This is a genomic window from Brevibacillus sp. JB24b, from assembly GCF_051713385.1.
Classification (GTDB): domain Bacteria; phylum Bacillota; class Bacilli; order Brevibacillales; family Brevibacillaceae; genus Brevibacillus_B; species Brevibacillus_B laterosporus.
Genome location: NZ_JBNVQV010000001.1, coordinates 1,158,491 through 1,176,684, shown reverse-complemented (window position 1 = coordinate 1,176,684; position 18,194 = coordinate 1,158,491). Strand labels below are relative to the sequence as shown.

13 protein-coding genes are annotated in these 18,194 nt (G+C 40.3%); all 13 read right to left on the bottom strand.

All coding sequences use genetic code 11. The features are described 5' to 3' along the window. Window positions 1-65 precede the first annotated feature (65 nt). The 13 genes from ACQV1I_RS05855 to ACQV1I_RS05795 all read right to left on the bottom strand — a co-directional run bounded on the left by ACQV1I_RS05855 (window position 66) and on the right by ACQV1I_RS05795 (window position 18,007). On the bottom strand, window positions 66-530 hold the full coding sequence (locus ACQV1I_RS05855; protein ID WP_116333086.1) for a DUF1284 domain-containing protein: 465 nt from the start codon (window positions 528-530) through the stop codon (window positions 66-68). Between the two features lie 269 nt (window positions 531-799). Next, window positions 800-2,224 (bottom strand): aldehyde dehydrogenase family protein, encoded by a 1,425-nt coding sequence (locus tag ACQV1I_RS05850; protein ID WP_116333085.1) that lies wholly within the window; start codon window positions 2,222-2,224, stop codon window positions 800-802. 1 nt (window position 2,225) lies between these two features. Continuing rightward, on the bottom strand, window positions 2,226-3,590 hold the full coding sequence (gene gabT / locus ACQV1I_RS05845; RefSeq protein WP_116333084.1) for a 4-aminobutyrate--2-oxoglutarate transaminase: 1,365 nt from the start codon (window positions 3,588-3,590) through the stop codon (window positions 2,226-2,228). A gap of 204 nt (window positions 3,591-3,794) precedes the next feature. Beyond that, on the bottom strand, window positions 3,795-5,210 hold the full coding sequence (locus ACQV1I_RS05840) for a sigma-54 interaction domain-containing protein (RefSeq protein WP_116333083.1): 1,416 nt from the start codon (window positions 5,208-5,210) through the stop codon (window positions 3,795-3,797). Window positions 5,211-5,255: 45 nt separating this feature from the next. Next, entirely contained in the window at window positions 5,256-6,731 is a 1,476-nt protein-coding gene (locus tag ACQV1I_RS05835; RefSeq protein WP_438769125.1) for an aminoacyl-histidine dipeptidase, read from the bottom strand. A 117-nt stretch (window positions 6,732-6,848) separates the two neighbouring features. Further along, window positions 6,849-8,648 carry a M3 family oligoendopeptidase gene (locus ACQV1I_RS05830; protein WP_116333081.1) on the bottom strand — a complete coding sequence of 600 codons (1,800 nt, stop codon included), beginning with the start codon at window positions 8,646-8,648 and terminating at the stop codon, window positions 6,849-6,851. Window positions 8,649-8,884: 236 nt separating this feature from the next. Continuing rightward, the gene (locus ACQV1I_RS05825) at window positions 8,885-10,129 is read right to left on the bottom strand and encodes an MFS transporter (RefSeq protein ID WP_018671367.1); all 1,245 of its coding nucleotides are present in this window, start codon (window positions 10,127-10,129) and stop codon (window positions 8,885-8,887) included. A gap of 11 nt (window positions 10,130-10,140) precedes the next feature. Beyond that, complete coding sequence (locus tag ACQV1I_RS05820; protein ID WP_018671368.1) at window positions 10,141-11,505, bottom strand: ATP-grasp domain-containing protein; 1,365 nt, start codon at window positions 11,503-11,505, stop codon at window positions 10,141-10,143. Beyond that, entirely contained in the window at window positions 11,502-12,638 is a 1,137-nt protein-coding gene (locus ACQV1I_RS05815) for a KamA family radical SAM protein (protein ID WP_094700566.1), read from the bottom strand. Before ACQV1I_RS05815 ends, ACQV1I_RS05820 begins: the two co-directional genes overlap by 4 nt. A 139-nt stretch (window positions 12,639-12,777) precedes the next feature. After that, window positions 12,778-13,923, bottom strand: a complete 1,146-nt coding sequence (locus ACQV1I_RS05810) for a mannitol-1-phosphate 5-dehydrogenase (protein WP_116333080.1) — start codon at window positions 13,921-13,923, stop codon at window positions 12,778-12,780. A 1-nt stretch (window position 13,924) separates the two neighbouring features. Continuing rightward, window positions 13,925-14,347 (bottom strand): PTS sugar transporter subunit IIA, encoded by a 423-nt coding sequence (locus tag ACQV1I_RS05805; protein ID WP_116333079.1) that lies wholly within the window; start codon window positions 14,345-14,347, stop codon window positions 13,925-13,927. Further along, window positions 14,344-16,512, bottom strand: coding sequence for a BglG family transcription antiterminator (locus ACQV1I_RS05800; protein ID WP_116333078.1), 2,169 nt, complete (start codon window positions 16,510-16,512; stop codon window positions 14,344-14,346). Before ACQV1I_RS05800 ends, ACQV1I_RS05805 begins: the two co-directional genes overlap by 4 nt. 34 nt (window positions 16,513-16,546) lie before the next feature. Continuing rightward, window positions 16,547-18,007: a PTS mannitol transporter subunit IICB gene (locus ACQV1I_RS05795; protein WP_116333077.1), complete on the bottom strand. Its 1,461-nt coding sequence runs from the start codon at window positions 18,005-18,007 to the stop codon at window positions 16,547-16,549. Between the last annotated feature and the right edge of the window lie 187 nt (window positions 18,008-18,194).

The following is an 18,194-nucleotide window of genomic DNA, read 5'->3' as shown; positions in this document are numbered from 1 at the left end:
CCAATTCATATCCTTAATGAAAACGAATAAACAATAGAAAAAGCTTGGAAAATAAGCTCAAGTCATCAAATAGCATCTATCTCTACATATTTGTTTTCCTTTAGCAACGCAATTCCTTTTTTGCAAATCCCGTAAGATAACCAAGAACATCCTGCACAAATTCGGTCTAAATCAGAAGGCTCCACCATGTTTTTTGTCCGCTCAACCAACTCCGACTTGCGGTATACATGGTCTGGCTTGAGACCAAGTTGTACAAGAGCAGCCATATCCATTGTCTGGACATGCTCCTCTGAAGCTAAGTCAGCCACACAAATCCCCTCACCTTTATTCGGACAATATTGACAGGTATCGTCTAGAGCGTGAACCACTCGAATAGAAAAGTCATCTTGATTATCCCTAATTCTTTCAACAATCTCCTTCATTTTGACCGCAAAGGCTGGGCTGTATCCCATTCCCCTAAATCCATGTACACACAGTAAATGATGTCCGCGTAATGTAATAACATTTTTGTTATCTCGATCTATTACCACCTAACCATCTCCCTTGTCATTCCGACTATAGCATGTAATCTCAAAAAACCACATCCAAAAGCGAATAAAAAAATACCCTATCCAAGCAAGCTGCTCGAACAGGGTATATATTTGGATTGGGTAGTAAGTGAACTTTGTCTATGAAAAAACATCTTAACAAAGATCCTTGAGTTAATAATAGCATCTCTTCATATTTTTGAACAAATGTAATTATTTCTTCAGAGGGATAAATATTCCCTGCTTTATAGCACCTGCCAATTTTATCCTGATTATAATTTGATACTAATCAGTTTTAATTCAGTCATTTCTTCAACAGCATATTTAATACCCTCACGACCAAAACCGCTTTCCTTAACGCCCCCATATGGCATGTTATCTACACGGAATGTTGGAAAATCATTAATCATGACACCACCGACTTCCAGCTCTTCAGCTGCTTTCATCGCTACATGAATATTGTTCGTATAGATACCTGCCTGCAAACCATAACGAGAATCATTAACCATCGCAATCGCCTCGTCTAATGTTGAAAATGGGGCTATCATTACTAGTGGTCCAAACACTTCCTGACAAGATACATTTGCATGAGTAGGTACATTTGTTAGGATAGTTGGTGCATACAAACGCTCAGCCAGTTTTTTCCCCCCTGTCACCACTTTGGCGCCTAAGCTTTGGGCCTGACTAACCCATTCTTCCATTCGGTCAATCTCTTTTGGAGCAATCAAGGAAGACAGATCAGTTGCTTCATCAAGTGGATCTCCAACTACCATCTTCTCTGCGGCTAGCTTCAGCTTCTCAACAAAGTCTGCAAACTTGCTTTCGTGCACAAATATACGTTGTACAGAAATACAAACCTGGCCCGCAAATGTGAATGCACCAAATGCACAACGATCAATTAGCTCTTGAGTAAGCTCTACATCATCATTGATAATCAGGGCCGCATTGGAGCCCAATTCTAAAGTAACACGTTTTAATCCTGCTTTTCCCTTTAGAGAGATCCCTACTTCTGGGCTACCGGTAAAGGTAATAGCAGCAATACGTGGGTCTGTAACTAGTAACTCTCCAACTACACTTCCTTTACCTGGCAACACATTGAGTGCGCCTGCTGGTAAGCCAGCTTCTTCAAAAATCTCAGCCAACACCAATGCTGCGAGCGGTGTCTGACCGGCAGGTTTTAGTACAACTGTATTGCCAGCAGCAATAGCAGGGCCTACTTTATGTGCTACGAGATTATATGGGAAATTAAATGGGGTAATTGCCCCTACAACCCCGATTGGTTTTCGTACAGTAAAAGCAAGTCGTCCTTCTCCACCAGGAGCGGCATCTAACGGAACTGTTTCCCCGTGAATGCTACGGGCTTCTGACGCAGCAAATTTATAGGTTTGAATGGTACGGGCTAGTTCTGCTCGCCCAGTCTTCAGTGGTTTAGCTGCTTCCAATGCTAAAAGTCGGGCTAATTCTTCCGTGCGACTTTCCATAATAGCTGCTGCTTTTTCAAGGATAGTAGCCCTTTGATGAGCAGGCATTTTGGCCATGATCGTTGTTGCCTGTTTTGCCGCCTCAATCGCTTCTTCTACATCGTCTCGATCGGCCTGACCGATCTGTGCAATTACTTCTTTAGAAAATGGAGATGTAAGCGTTTGGTATTCCTTTGCTTCTTTCCAAGCACCATTGATATATAAATGCTTTTTCATGTTATTTTACCTCCGTCGCTACTGTTGATTGATACATGCTGACTAAAAGACGGTTCATAATGCTTAGGCCTTCTTGCAATTGTTCATCAGTAATAACAAGTGGTGTCAAAAAGCGTAAAACATTCCCATGCACACCAGCAGCTAACACAATGACACCTTGTTCACATAAAGCTTTTGTGTAAGTAGCCGTAAATTCTTTCATCGGCTGTTTGGTAGAAGGATGAATGAGTTCAATGGCACACATCGCCCCTAAACCTCGAACCTCCGCAATAATAGGTACTTCTTTTTGTAAAGCAATAAAATGCTGCATGATTTGTTCACCAATCTGACGCGAACGTTCCACTAAATTCTCTTTTTCCATCTTCTCAATAACAGCTAGAGCGGCTACGCATCCAAGTGGACTTCCTCCATATGTTCCACCAATTTCTCCAGGTGATGGGGCGTCCATAATTTCCGCACGTCCCAGGACTGCACTGATCGGTAAACCAGCGGCAAGAGATTTAGACATGGTAATCAAATCCGGCTCAATATCAAAATGCGTGGACGCAAACATCTCACCGGTACGCCCAAAGCCTGTTTGTACCTCATCAGCAATAAATAAAATGTCATGTTTACGGCAAATGTTATATATGCCTTGCACGAATTTTTTATGTGGAATAATAAAGCCACCTTCTCCTTGGACTGGCTCCATAATCACTGCAGCCAATTCTTCCGGAGCTACTTCTGTGTACAAGAAATCCTCAAATTGCCCAACACAGAACTCAGCATACTCTTCCTCCGTCATACCAACTGGACGATGTAAGGAATAGGGAAACATCGCTTTATAGGTGGCTGGCGCGAACGGTCCCATTTGGAATTTATATGGCTTCACTTTACTAGTCAAGGACATGCCGAGCAGTGTACGTCCATGAAATCCACGTGTAAATGAAACGATACCTGATCGACCTGTATATTTACGAGCAATTTTTACAGCATTCTCAACCGCTTCTGCTCCACTATTTAACAAGATCGTTTTTTTCTCAAAAGAGCCTGGCGTAATTTCTGCCAATTTTTCAGCAAGAGCAAGATATGGCTCATACATCGCTACATGAAAGCACGTATGAATATATTTATCTAACTGGACCTTGATTGCTTCGACGACTTCCTCTGGACGATGTCCCACATTTAATGTTCCAATTGCACCTGCAAAGTCGAGCAACACGTTACCATCTACATCATGAACGAGTGCCCCATCTGCCTTTTCTACAAAAATAGGTGCATTATTGCCTACCCCTTTTGGTATATAGGCCTTACGTTTCTCGATTAGCTCCATTGATTTTGGTCCAGGAATGCTGGTCTTTATGGATACACATGTAGTAGTTGACATGTTATACTCCCCCTTCATATTTTGCCTACGCTTTTATACATTTGCTACTTAGCTGTTTTTCTACTATTTTATCACTAGCAATTATCGTGCCAAAGTATAGAAAGCGGAGAAAATAACATGCAATACAAAGCATCCTATCTAAGAACTAGCTTATTTATTCATTTTTAAATAAAATTGGTTTCATTTTTATTCATTTATAAATAATTATTCATTTTTGAATCGTACAATCTGATACTTTTTTAACTTCCTCACTACAGAAGGCTGACTAATCCCTAACATCTGTGCCATTTCTACAGTCGTTTGACAAATGTTAGCTGCCTGTTCTATCATACTTTGCTCTAATTTCTCCATTGCTTCTTTCAAGGGGACAGTTGGAGTTAAAGGGAGTTCACCTGAGAGAATCGTAGGAAGACGTAACGAACTGATTTCCGCCGGGAGATGCTCGGCTGTTACCTTATCTTCGTCAGCGATGACCACCATTCTTTCTAATACATTTTCAAGCTCTCGAACATTACCCGGCCATTCATATTGTAGGAGTAATTGAGTAGCTTGGGAGGAAAGTCGTTTCTGTAAACCATATCGATCATTTAAAGCACGCAAGGTCCATTTCAAATGGGCAGCGATATCTTCCTTTCGCTCACGTAAAGGTGGTATTCGCAACGGAATCACATGTAAGCGAAAATACAGGTCTTGGCGGAACGATCCGTTCCTTACCATTTCCTCCAAATCTCGATTCGTAGCTGCAATCAGGCGAAAATCCACTTCTCGATATGTAGTACTTCCAATACGTTGTAGCCGCTTTTCCTGAATAACTTTTAACAGCTTGGCTTGCAAGGGCAAGGGTAGCTCTCCCAGTTCATCCAAGAACAAAGTCCCCTGATTGGCCCGTTCGATTATTCCCATCTTCCCCGCTTTAGCAGCCCCAGTAAAAGAACCTGCCTCATAACCAAATAGCTCAGACTCCAATAATCCATCTGGAATGGACCCGCAATTAATTTCTACCATTTCTCCGTGTGAACGACGGCTGCGCTGATGTATTTCCCGGGCGATAACGTTTTTCCCCACTCCTGATTCCCCTAAAATAAGGACAGTTGAATCTACCCCTGCTACTTTTTCTACTAAGCGATAAATCTCTTTCATAGCTGGGCTAACTGCTACAACTTGATCTGAACCACTATTTTTCTCTCGCAATTCCTCAATCTCATTCTCGAATTGTTTCAATTGCTGTGTTAGATTCTCATAACGGCGCTTTAATTCCAGTATCTCAGTCAAATCATGTGAAAAACTAATGACACCTTCCAATTCGTTAGGCGTTTTCCAAATGGGAAAGGCAGACACCATCAGCTTTTGCTTGTAGATCGTCTCCTGCATCATTGTCTGGGCCTCCCCTGATTCTAGAACCAAACGAGTAGCGGAAGGAGAGAAGATTTTGGCCTCCTCTAATTCTCTTACATTTCGTCCAAGCAATTCCTGTTGTTTTTTACCATAAATTGCTTCGCACGTAGGTCCGACTAACCGAACAACACCATCTCCATCGGTAATAAGTAGATGCTCATGCGAAAAGTGGACGATCTGTTCTAAAATGCGGCCCATCCATTTGTCAGTGTCTGCCTTATCCATGTTTATCCTCCGTATCTCTTTTCCTTCATCATAACACGCTTACTATTATACGAAACTCTTAGTCTCTTTCATTGCAGCTAAAATAGCTACTACATATTCCCAAATGCGAATCACGGAATCAATTTCAACATGCTCTTGTGGTGTATGTGCTCCATAAATATTTGGCCCAAGCGATATCATATCTAAATCGGGATTTTTCTCTGCAAATACACCACATTCTAAACCAGCATGGACAGCTGTAATTTCTGGCTTATGACCATTCATGTTTTCATATACCTGCTCACAAATCCCACGAATCACAGAATCAGGACGATAAGCCCACTCTGGATAATCAGAATCGGTGAGAAGTACTGAACCTGTTAAGGAAGCGAGCATTTCCAACTGTTTCACAATGGCTCCCTTCAAACTAGCAACAGAGCTTCTCACCTCATTCTCTAAATATAGATAGGCTTCATCTGTTCTTACAACACCTAAATTAGTGGAGCTCTCCACGAGTCCTTCAATTTCTTGGCTAATGCTTTGAGCTCCATTTGGTGTGAGCATAAAGGAGGCAAGCAAATATTCAGCTGTCTGGGCCGAAAATACACGCTTTTCATGTCCCTGTGCTTCTGTTAGTTCTACACAAACCTCAGGATCACTCGCCCGTAATTCTGTAACAAATCGCTCTTGGAATTGGCTCACTAGTTGCTTCGCTTTTTCTATGTCTCCATCTTTTATATACAAAATTGCCTCTGCTTCTCGGGGAATAGCATTGGTTTTCATTCCACCCTGTACATGTTGGATCTGATAGGGAATCTCTTGTTGCAGACCATGCAGCACACGACCTAGTAATTTATTAGCATTGCCACGCCCTTTATGAATCTCTGCACCCGAATGTCCACCTTGAAGGCCATGTACAGACAATCGGAATGCCTTACTTTGGTTATCCACTTCAGCCCATTCTATCTCCAGTCGTTGTCTCGCAGTGACACCACCTGCACAACTTACCAGCAAACGTCCTTCCTCTTCCGAATCAATATTAAGCAGAATGGAACCCTTTAATTGACTAAAATCAAGATGCATAGCACCACCCATTGATGATTCCTCTTCTGTGGTTATAAGTGCTTCTATAGCGGGATGCATGAGTGTAGGATCAGCTAGTAAAGCAAGCATGTAAGCTACGGCTATACCATTATCAGCACCTAATGTGGTATCCGTCGCATATAGCATATTATCTACTACCCGTAACTGGATGGGGTCTGTTAGAAAATGATGTACGGTTCCTTGATTTTTTTCACAAACCATATCCATATGTCCTTGTAAAATAATCGTAGGCAATGCCTCATATCCAGCAGAAGCAGGCTTACGAATAATTACATTTAATGCCTCATCGCGTGTAGCATCTAATCCATGCTGTGCGGCAAAATCTAATAGATATGTACTGATTGCTTGTTCATTGCCAGATCCCCGTGGAATTTTTGATATTTCTGCAAAGTAATGAAATACGGGGTGTTGCAAGACTTCCTGGAGTGTTTTAGCCATATATGGTCCCTCGCTTCTATAATAATAGATAAAATGATAGCTTTAGATGCAGGAAAAAGCCCTCTTTATATGAGAGCTTTTCCCTTTTCTTCCTGCTTGTTACGTTAGATAGAATTTTTACGCTTTTTTCTCTGTGAGCGTCATAAATTCATCAATGTTTGCCAAAGCAGCATCTACGGCACTTTGCCAGAAATCTGGTTGAGTCAAGTCTACATTCAGATGAGCTTTCGCCAGATCTTCAACTGTCATGCGACCCGTGTCTTTTAAGAAATCAATATACTTATCCTCAAAGGAAGCCCCTTCTTTTTGTGCCTGTGCAAATAAACCTGCACTCAGCATGTATCCGAATGTATATGGGAAGTTATAGAAAGGAACATCACTAATATAGAAGTGAAGCTTAGCGGACCAGAAGTTAGGGAAGTATTCATCTAAAGCCCCTGCAAAAGCAAACTTCTGCGCCTCTTCCATTAATTGATTAATTTCTTCAGCACTTAGCATTCCATTCTTGCGCTGTTCGTAGAATTTTTTCTCAAATGTAAAGCGGGTAAAGATATCCATAAAGAAGGAAACTGCATCACCAAGCTTATCATCAATCATAGAAATACGTTCTGCGTCGGATTTCGCATTTTTTAATGCGGCATCTTTCACGATTAATTCTGCAAAGGTAGAAGCGGTTTCTGCTACGTTCATTGCATAATCCTTCGCTAGCTCAGGCAAATCCTTCATTACATAAGTGTGATAGGAATGTCCCAATTCATGAGCTAGTGTAGAGGTGCTTGACATGCTGCCGTCAAACGTCATGAAAATACGCGTTTCTTTACTAGATTGTAGATCGGTGCAGAAGCCACCTGGTCGCTTACCAGGACGATCTTCAGCTTCAATCCAATGTTTTTCAAACGCCATTGTTGCGAATTCCGCCATTTTAGGACTAAATTTCTCAAATTGCTCTGTAATGAATTGTGCTGCCTCATCATAGCTCATTTTGCTGGTGCTACCAGGCAATGGTGCCGTCCAATCGTAGAATGACAAGGAATCGATACCAAGTAATTCCTTTTTCCGTTTTAAATAAGGAACGAGACGCTCACGATTCTTCTCAACAACCTCCCACATGACATTCAACGTCTTCTCGCTCATGCGGCAAATTTCAACCGGCTCTTTCAAAAAGTCATCCCACTTGCGCTCTTTATATAATGCTAAACGGAACCCACTCAAATGATTCAATGCTTTTGCACATAGGTCTTCGTTTTCAGACCAAGATTTTTTCCAATTTGCAAACATCTGTTTACGAACTGTAGGGTCAGTATCAGATAGTAGGTTAAAAGCTTGTCCTACTGATAAATTTTCAATTTTCCCATCTTTTTCACTCGGAACATGCATGCGACCAACAATCACGTCATATAACTGCGACCATGCATGGTACCCATCTACTGCTAAATTTCCTGCCAATATTTCTTGCTCCGTAGGGAGTTTAGCTGCCCCTAATTGACGGCGCTCGTCTAAAATGAAAGCAATTGGCTTCATGCTATCTAATTCAAGAAATTGCTTCCAGAGATCCTCAGGTACTTCTAAAATATACTGATCAAACAACGTTCCTGTTTCTGCATTTGCCGCTCCTAATTGTGTGACACGATCACGTTGAAAATGAGCTTTTCCATCATGTACGTTCTGTGCCTCTAAGCATGAGACGAATGAGCTTGCCTGCATCCAATCAGAGCGTACTTGTTCAAAGCGTGTTACAATCGATTCTAATTTTTTTAGCTGCTCCAGCGATTTAGGAGCTTCTAATGCTTTTAACTCAGCCGTTAAAGAAGCCGTCTGTTCCTTTAATTTATCCAAAAATGCAGCAAATTCCTTTGACTCACTTCCTCCAGGAAAGATGCTATCTAAGTCCCACACGGGTTTCAGGTTTTGTAGCATGTAATATCCTCCTTTGTCTTGGCAAAACTCGCCTGTTATGTATAAGTCTTAGCTCTCATTGTACTCGTTTCCTGCTAGATTGGTATGCTTTTTTTACCGAAAAAATTTTTTTGACTGTAAACGATAACGGAAAAATAGTTGGAGGTTAAAAGCATGGAATTGGAATATGATCTGACTCCTCTACACAAAAGGCACCGCTGCATTTGGCGGTGCCAAGCTACTATTTCCATTTTTCATTATGAAGTCAATTCAGTTGGTGCTTTCCATTTCCGATAAAAGTAAATCGTGAATATCAGCGCCATGACCATAGGTACACCATGTAGAATACCTACGACCCAAATAGGCAGCATGATTTCAAATAAAGGAGAGCAAATCAGCATACCAAATGCAAATCCAATCGTTTGTAAGGTGGAGGATACACCAAAAACACGTCCACGCTTGTCATCAGATACTTGCTGTAAGCGTGAGTTATAGCAAATAGCTGAAATACCATCAGAAATTCCCGCAAAGAAAGCACATAGAAGTAGCAGGTATGTTGTAGAGAACGCAAACAGTAAAATAAAGAAGAACGACATTAAAATCGTGGATATGCCAAATGCTTTTTCGGTGAATACTTCCTTAGCATTTTTGGAATGTTTACTCATAAAACGAGAACCGACTAGATTACCAATTGCCCAAATTCCCCATATGAAACCCATAATCATAGAGGGATTGTCTGGCTTAATCATAGATGAATAGATAGGTATCCCTACATTATGTGCAGCGGAACCAAAGGTATCAAATAATCGAATCGTCATTAAAGATAATAAAACAGGGATGACACGTAAATAACGATAGATAAACGAAAACTCTGAAAAAAACGAGACTTTTTGATCTGGTTGGGTTCGAGTTTCATTCGTTTTAATAGGCAGACTAATTAAATTCACAGCCGAAAGCAAGTAGGTTAGGGAGTCAATGAAGAAAATGTTTTGATAGCTTAACAAATTAATGAGAATTCCACTCGATAGCATCCCGACAACCATTGCCATTGCTTGCCATGACTGTAATAAAGCATTGGCTCTTACTCTATTTTCTGGTGAAACAAGCATAGGAATACTTGATTGCATAGACACATTAAACATCGAGCTAAACATTCCCATACCAAAGATCACAAAATATAACATATAAAAATGATATTCTTGTGGTGTAATGAATAGAGAGAATAGGAGACAAAACCGCACGACATCACTAATAATCATTAACTTTTTACGGTTAAATTTATCTGCTAGCATACCAGAATAGAAACCTGCTAAAAAGCTTCCTAATAAACGAACAGCCATAAATAATCCCATATAGACAGCACTGCCCGTTAATAGGTACACATACAGATTTAGGGCAATCATATCTAAATAACTGCCTATATCTGAAATGGTTCTTCCAGCAATCAACTGGTAAATGTACCGCATTTTATTATTCTGTCCTGCTGGAATTGTTGTTGTCATGTTTTTTCCTCCTACACCTTAACCAATTTCTCGATTTCAAATGTGACTAACTCACATGCTTTTTCATATACTTGTTGAATATGTTCATAGCTTTCTCCACGCATCCAGCACATAACTAGAAATACTTCTTCTTCATCCCCTCTTACCTCTGCTCCTATCGGATAAACTTGTGTTGCTCTTAATACCCCAGGAATTTTTTCAAGCTCCTCTAATCCGTTTACCGCTCGGAGAATTCCACTTTCCTTTGGATATAAAGTAAACATTGCATGAGGGGTTTGCTCTTGGTTCAGTAAAGTAGGTAATTCAAATGTTCCTAATGCAATCCCCAATTGGGCTTTTACAGAATCAAAACCAAGCATTGTTTCTAAACTATCCTTAACACACATACCACCTATACGCGGATTAATCTCTAATACTTGCGGTCCTAATTTTTCGTCATAGCGTAATTCAACGTGAGATAACGAATTTTTTAAGCCTACAGCACGAACGGCTTCCACTGCATAATTTTTGAGTTCCTCAACTTCTTTCTCCGTAAAACGTAGAGGAGGAACAACTAGAAGGTGCTCATAGAACACCTGCTTTTCTTCTGTTACTTTTACCTTGTCATGTACAAGTAGAGGAACGATCTCCTTCTCTGTGATCACCATCTCTACACTAGCTTCCCGACCATTCATATACTTTTCCACTAGCATGCAACCCATCGGATCAAAATCAATGAGATTTCCATCCCTTGTTGCATAGGTGTGACAGGATGCATAAAGATTTGAATAATTACAGTTAGGTAGCTTTTGAAGGGCGTATGTAAAATTATCCCTTACCTCTTGTTGATTGTGGGATTTTAAAATTAAATGAGAGGCGACTCCGTTGATCGGCTTTAATATAACAGGATAGCCAATTCGTTCAGCATGAGCGACTGCTGAATCCACATCTACAGCTAGTCCATAATCAACAGTTAGCACTCCAGCATGTCGTAGTGCATCACGCATAAGATATTTGTTATTTGTACGATACAATGCATCTGATTCCTGAGAAGGTAGTCCTCTTTTTTCCGCTACCTTAGCTACATCTGCTCCTAGTAAACCAGCACTTGAAAATAGTCCCAAAATACTAAGTACAGCAGAAATTTTATATGTTTCCTCAAGCATACACGTGTTTTTTTCTAATTCCTCATAGCTAAAATCATCCGTCTCAATAATCTCTGCAAATAAAGCAGGAATCTGATTTTCTGCTTCTAATTGAGAGATTTTAGATCTTTCATGGTCTGTGAGCGGACGAGTAATAATTGCACACTTATACCCCATTTTATTAACATGGACAGCACGATTTATGGTAGGAACTACGGAGAGATTCTCAATAAATACGATTAATTCATTCATATCAATTCCTCCATTGGATTATCATCACCATCAAGATAATGAGACACAATGTATCCGTTTTCATTTATCTCGTGAAGAGGTGGCAACATAGTGTTATCAGAGAAATGCAAGAAATCAGCTGCTTTATAAGGCGTAGTGGAACGAATATATCGTTGACCATCAATTTCTACATAATCAAGCTGAGAATTCGTACCTACTCGATGCTTACCAATAGGGGTTACATAAACATAATGAGGAGCAATACTGCCAGAGAAAGCAGATAATTCACGTATAATATCAATTCCCTTCTGGACGGATGTACGGAAATGCTTAGCTCCTACTACAGCCATACAGTGGAAAAGATAATAAGGCACAATCCCATTACAGAGAAACAGCTCTATTAATTCTCTCATCGTTTTGGTATTATCATTAATATCTTTCATTAAAACAATTTGTCCTCTTATTGTAATACCTCTAGAAATGATCTTTTGGGCAGCGCGAATAACTTCTGGGGTAAGTTCATCTGGATGATTAAGTGATAAACCAATGGAAAGGTTCTTGGATAAACGTGGATTCTCGTAGTTAATTTGATTAAATTCCGTTAACATTTCTGCTGTTTCATCTGTGATGTTTTCGGGAGCAAATAAGATGTTTCTGGTACCTACCCGAACGTTTCGTACATGATCAATTTCTTTGATTTGTTGTAGCACCTTATGCAGCAAATTTACATCTAAGAACGGGTCCCCACCGGTAATTAATACGGTTTTTATCCGTTCATCATTACTAATATAATTGATAGCATCTGCAATGTTTTCATCTGACATGCGCTTAGCTTCTCCCGCTAGTGTACGGGTTTTCTTAAAACAGTACCTGCAATATGCAGAACATTCAAAATAGGGAGTCAATACTGCTCGATCCTCATAAATTCTTTCAAGTCCATATATTCCTTTATTATTTTTTCCCTCTTCAAATGGCTTTTCTGTACCGTATTCTAATGCTTCATAGGGACTTGGTACAAATTGTTTGGCTACACCCTGAGATTGTTTCACAATCTTTGCTAGAGAAGGACTAATTTTGGAGCGGAATTTTTGCATTACCTGCTTCTGCATCTCTCTTGCTCTGTCAGAAACGATTGTTTCAGTCGTTCTTGCCATTTTGTTACCTCCTTTAAAAAAATTTGATTTTTCCATATAAACCTTATATTTAATTTACATTTTTGTCAATAATAGGTTTTTTAATCATTCACAATAAAAAGACCGGGGAACCCCCGATCCTTCTAGGTAAAATTTACTATTATTTTTTAAATACCTTGTATTTCTCCAAAATCCATTCTATCAATGGACTCTCTTCCGTCAATTCACAATATTTCATAATAGTTGCCTTCAAGCCTTGCTCCCTAATACTATTTTGTAGCTCTGTTGCTTCCGAATCTTGTTCGTAATCAAATGAAAGAGCCGCTGCAATCCCCAAGCAAAGTACCTTTGGCTCTATCTGATAAAACAATGCTTGACGGGCTGGGTTAATAAAACGATCGTTAAAACCGAGCTTACGAATTGGTGAACGTGCAATACGTGTCACTTCATCTTGTAAATGTTTATTCTCAAAACGACGAAGTATCTTAGTAATATAAGTTGCATGCTCTTTTGCATGAAAACCATATTTTTTCTGCAACACGTTACCTGTCTCTTGCAATGCTTCTTCTGTTAAGTGACGAATCTGCGGATCTTTGATCGCTTCTTCTATATAGGAATATCCTTTTAGATAGCCAAGATATGCTGCCGTAGCATGCCCTGTGTTCACGGTATATAGTTTACGCTCAATATATGGTTCAAGATTATCCACATATAAAATATCAGAAGATTCAAGTAATTTACCTTTTGCCTGTGATTGATCAATCACCCATTCAAAATAGGCTTCCACCATAACCATTAGCTGATCATCATTCTTTTGCATCGGAACAATTCGGTCTACAGCAGAATCCGGAAATCCAAATTGCTGATCTGCTTTTGCATGATCTGCCTCATGTAAGTGACTATACACATATTGTTTTAACAGTGTGCTTCCACCTATCGCATTTTCGCAAGCAATGATATTAAGTGGCTCTTTGGTTTGATTCATACGTTCCTTCATGCCCAGAGCAATTGATTTAGAAATGTATGGAAGAATATGGGGTCCGACTGCTGTGGTGACGAGATCGGCAGTAGCAATGGCTTGTACTACTGCCTGATCGTCTGCTCCATGTAAAGCACTTACATTTCGGACTGTAAATTCTTGAGTTTCTTCATCAGCGATCTGTACCGTATAAGATTTACGCTGGTTTATTTCATTAACAAGCTCTTCGTTAACATCCACAAAGCATACTTCAAAACCTGCCTGTTCTAGTAACAGTCCGATGAATCCTCGTCCAATGTTACCTGCTCCAAAGTGAATGGCACGCATCCTACATACCTCCCTTGATGATATCCATGATCTCTTCATCGGTAGTAGCATGAACCAATTTCTCAACATTTTCTTCCTCAGATACCACAATCGCTAAATCAGACAAGATATCCAGATGCTCATCACCCACACCTGCAATACCGATCAATAAGCGGGCTTTATTTCCATCCCCAAAATCTACGCCTTCTGGAAGCTGTACAATTGAAATTCCTGTACTTTTAATCAATGTCTTTGCCTCATTTGTTCCATGAGGGATTGCCACACCATTGCCAAGATAAGTGGTTAACATCTCTTCGCGCTCTTGCATTTTATTAATATAGTCTGCTTCAACATGACCTGCTTGCACTAATAGCTTACCTGCTAGTTCAATCGCTTCTTGTTTGTTGTTTGCTTTTTGATCTCGAGCAATTATGATGTTTGTCATAGGTGGTTTCCTCTCTCTCCAGCTTTTCTGAAACAGAACTGTTTCAATTTTTCTATAAAGTAGGTTTTTATCGTGATAGGCTGACTGCTTTCTATTACATTCATTGTCTCTTCTTCAATTAAGAGAGAACTGATTTCACTCAGAATTTCTGTTCCTTCACTCCGCATGTCTTGTGGACTTACCAACATGAGTAATTTGGTAATGTTCATCTCTTCCCCATCCATCGACCGGCGTATAATCGGCTCTTGTAAAAATCCAATTGAAAAGGAGGGTTGTACGATTTCGACACTTTTAACATGATAGAGAACCTGCGTGGTACCTGGTATACCAAGACCGCTTTTCTCTTCGCGTTCTAGTAATTTACGAACTACCTTTCGATAGTCACGCATGACCCCAAGATTCTCCAATTGCTCACACATTGTTTCCAACGTTTCCTTAATATCCTGGTTCTGGTTATTTAGTTGGACATCATACCAACCCTTGCAGATGGTCAGCGTATACCTAAAGTAGGATTCGCCTGCCTCCAAATGATCCATGATTTTTTCTATCGTTTGCGGTTGACTAGGCTTAGCGTCGGTCAAGGGTTCTATCTGTACCTGACTGAGAAAATTTCGTATGCTAACAATTTCTTCACGTGATAATAAAGGACTTACTGTAATGTAAGGCTTTTGATCAAATGGGACAGGAATCGTAGAGATAATCAAGTCGTACTTCGTAAAATCAATTTGATTCACCTCAAAGATAGAAGCATGTTTAAAAACTTCTATTTCCGGAATCTCTGCTTCGATCCGGTCTGCCAACATACGAGAAGATCCAATTCCACTTGAGCAAACGATTAACGCCCTGTATTTGATACGTGTCCTCTTTAATCGCTCCATCGAAGAGCCAAAATGTAGAACAAGATAAGCAATTTCTTCCTCTGGAACTTCTACATTAGGAAACGCTTCCTTGACTGTTTCCGCTATCACTTGGAACACTTGCCCATAATCTTGTTTGATTTTAGTGAGCAACGGATTGCGAATGTGCATCCCTCGCCTCATTCGATTCATTGCCGGCTCCAAATGAGTTAAGAGTCCTGATAATAATGATCGATCTTCATAAAAATTGACCATTAATCTTTTCCCAGCACCCTCCATCAGCTTTTGTGCTACGGCGGTTACTTCCACATTATTGATCTCTAACAGATCGTGCTGACTCATTCGTAGCTTGGAACCTTGGAGATGCATGGTAATATAAGCAACTTCTGCTTCAGGAAATTGAATGCTAAAGGTACTTTCTAATTCGCTAATGATTTGCTTAGCAATTTTATATTCCGCCTGCATTTTCAAGTCTTCAAGGTAATGCTGATCAATCTGGATGTGCTCCCCTTTCATGAGTCGTTCAATCACGAGGGACAAATGAACTACTAAAGCAATATAGGAGCTATCAGCCAATGGATAAGGTAGGTCATTTCGTACACGTTGCAGCGTATTTTCCACAGCAATCAATCTGTCTTTTTGAATCAGACCTAATAACTGTTCGGAAGCACTATCTACCCTTTGAGACGTTTTCTGTTGGATATTTTCTTTTAATAAACCAATTAGCTGTGTTTCATCTAGGTTTTCTGAGAGTAAGGACGTCATGGCTTTTCGCTTAGCTGCCTCCGTGCCCTTCAACTCAATTCCGTATCCTCTGCGACGTACTAAATGTAACTGAAAGCCCTTAACCCAATCTTCCAATTGATCTAGATCATGACTAATGGTAGGAACGGCCACCTTCAGATTATGTGCCAGCAAAAATAGCTTGATGGGTTCATTCGCCGCTAGCAACGTACACAAAATAATAATGCGTCGCTCATCTGGGGTAAACTCTCTTTGGGTCAATTGAACTGTCCCTTGATGTTGTCCCTGATTGTATTCATGCTCGGAGGAATGCTGCATGGCCCGCTCCAGTGCTCGACGTAAGCTCTCTTTATCTTGTTCAGCCCCTTGGAGAATCAAGCCAACCCCCGACCGTTTCATTAAATGAAGTTCGTATTGCCCCATCAATGGTTCTATCTCAGGTAATTCACGGTGTACAGTGCGTGCACTCGTTTGGATTTCATCAGCAATTTTAGCAATGGTAATCCCATTGTGCTCCCGTAGTAGTATCATGATCATTTGTTGTTGTCTCGTTGATATCTGCACATGTACACCGCCTTTCTCCTGTATTTCCTATCAATTATTCACTTAGATAGGTGGTTAACTCATCGTATTTAGGACTACTTAGGAAGTTTTCTACCGAGATATGATGTGCTTGGGGTACAGTTTGTTGAGCACGTTCCGTTAAAGATTTGTGCGTAACAACAATGTCTACATTCTTCGGCAAATCATTAATTGCCTTATTTGTTACCTCCACATCAATGCCAGCCTTTTGAAACTTCTTACGTAGAATAGAAGCACCCATAGCACTTGAACCCATTCCAGCATCACAAGCAAAGATTACTTTTTTCACCTGTTCTTTTGCAGGTAATCCATTGCTAACAACAGCCTGATCTGTTGCGTTAGCGCTTACAACAGCGCTTTCTGTTTTGGTACTTTTCATTGCTTTCATTTGTGCAGTTGCTTTGTGTAGCTCATCCTCTTCATCCGATGCTGCTGAAGCTTTTAAGAATACAGAGGCAATAAGGAATGAAACGATTGTACTAATTACTACCCCAGCAACTACTGGGAATAATCCACCTTTTGGCGCCATAGCAGCTATGGCAAAGATACTACCTGGAGATGCAGTTGCTACTAGACCAGCACCTAACAGTTTGAAAACAAATACCCCACTGATTCCACCACCAATTGCTGCTAGAATTAACTTTGGTTTCATCAAAATGTAAGGGAAATAAATTTCGTGAATCCCACCTAAGAAGTGAATAATTGCTGCACCCGGAGCGGATTGCTTTGCTGCACCACGCCCTACCAGCCAATAAGCTAGCAGAATTCCAAATCCAGGACCTGGGTTTGCTTCAAGCAAGAAGAATATTGACTTACCAGTTTCCGCCGCTTCTTTTAATCCAATAGGACCTAATATCCCATGATTGATTGCATTATTTAAAAATAAAACCTTTGCCGGTTCAATGAAAATGCTGACTAAAGGTAAAAGACCCATATCAACAATCGCTTGAACACCTGCCGCCAAAGCATTTGTAAGAGCGGAAACAACAGGACCTACACCTGTGTAGGCAATAATGGCCAAAATTGCTCCAAGAATACCCGCTGAGAAGTTGTTAACCAACATCTCAAAACCTGCTTTGATCTTTCCTTGAAATAACCCGTCCACCTTTTTCATAGCGTATCCGCCAAGTGGGCCCATGACCATTGCACCAAGGAACATCGGAATTTCTGCACCAACGATAATTCCCATGGTAGCTATCGCTCCAAGTACACCACCGCGTACATCGTAGATCATTTTACCACCAGTGTAGCCAATCAATAACGGTAGAAGATAGGTGATCATCGGACCTACCATTTTACCTAACTCTTCATTGGGAATCCAGCCGGTCGGTATAAACAGAGCAGTGATCAATCCCCAAGCAATAAAGGCACCAATATTTGGCATTACCATCCCACTTAGAAAACGACCAAATTTTTGAACCTTTACTCGTAGGCCCGTATCTTGAGACTGCTGTGTTGCTACAGATGTCTGATTCATAGTCATGCTCCTTTCAAACACAAGCTCCATATGAGAAACAATCATGTCTTGTTCATAACTTAATAGTAGAATGGTCTAGTTACTTATTCAACAAAATGAAAATCTAGTTCCGTCATGAAGAATGTTGACAAAAGTTAAATTAATGACGGAGAAAGGCTTTGTTATGGGGTATTTCCAAGCTACATTT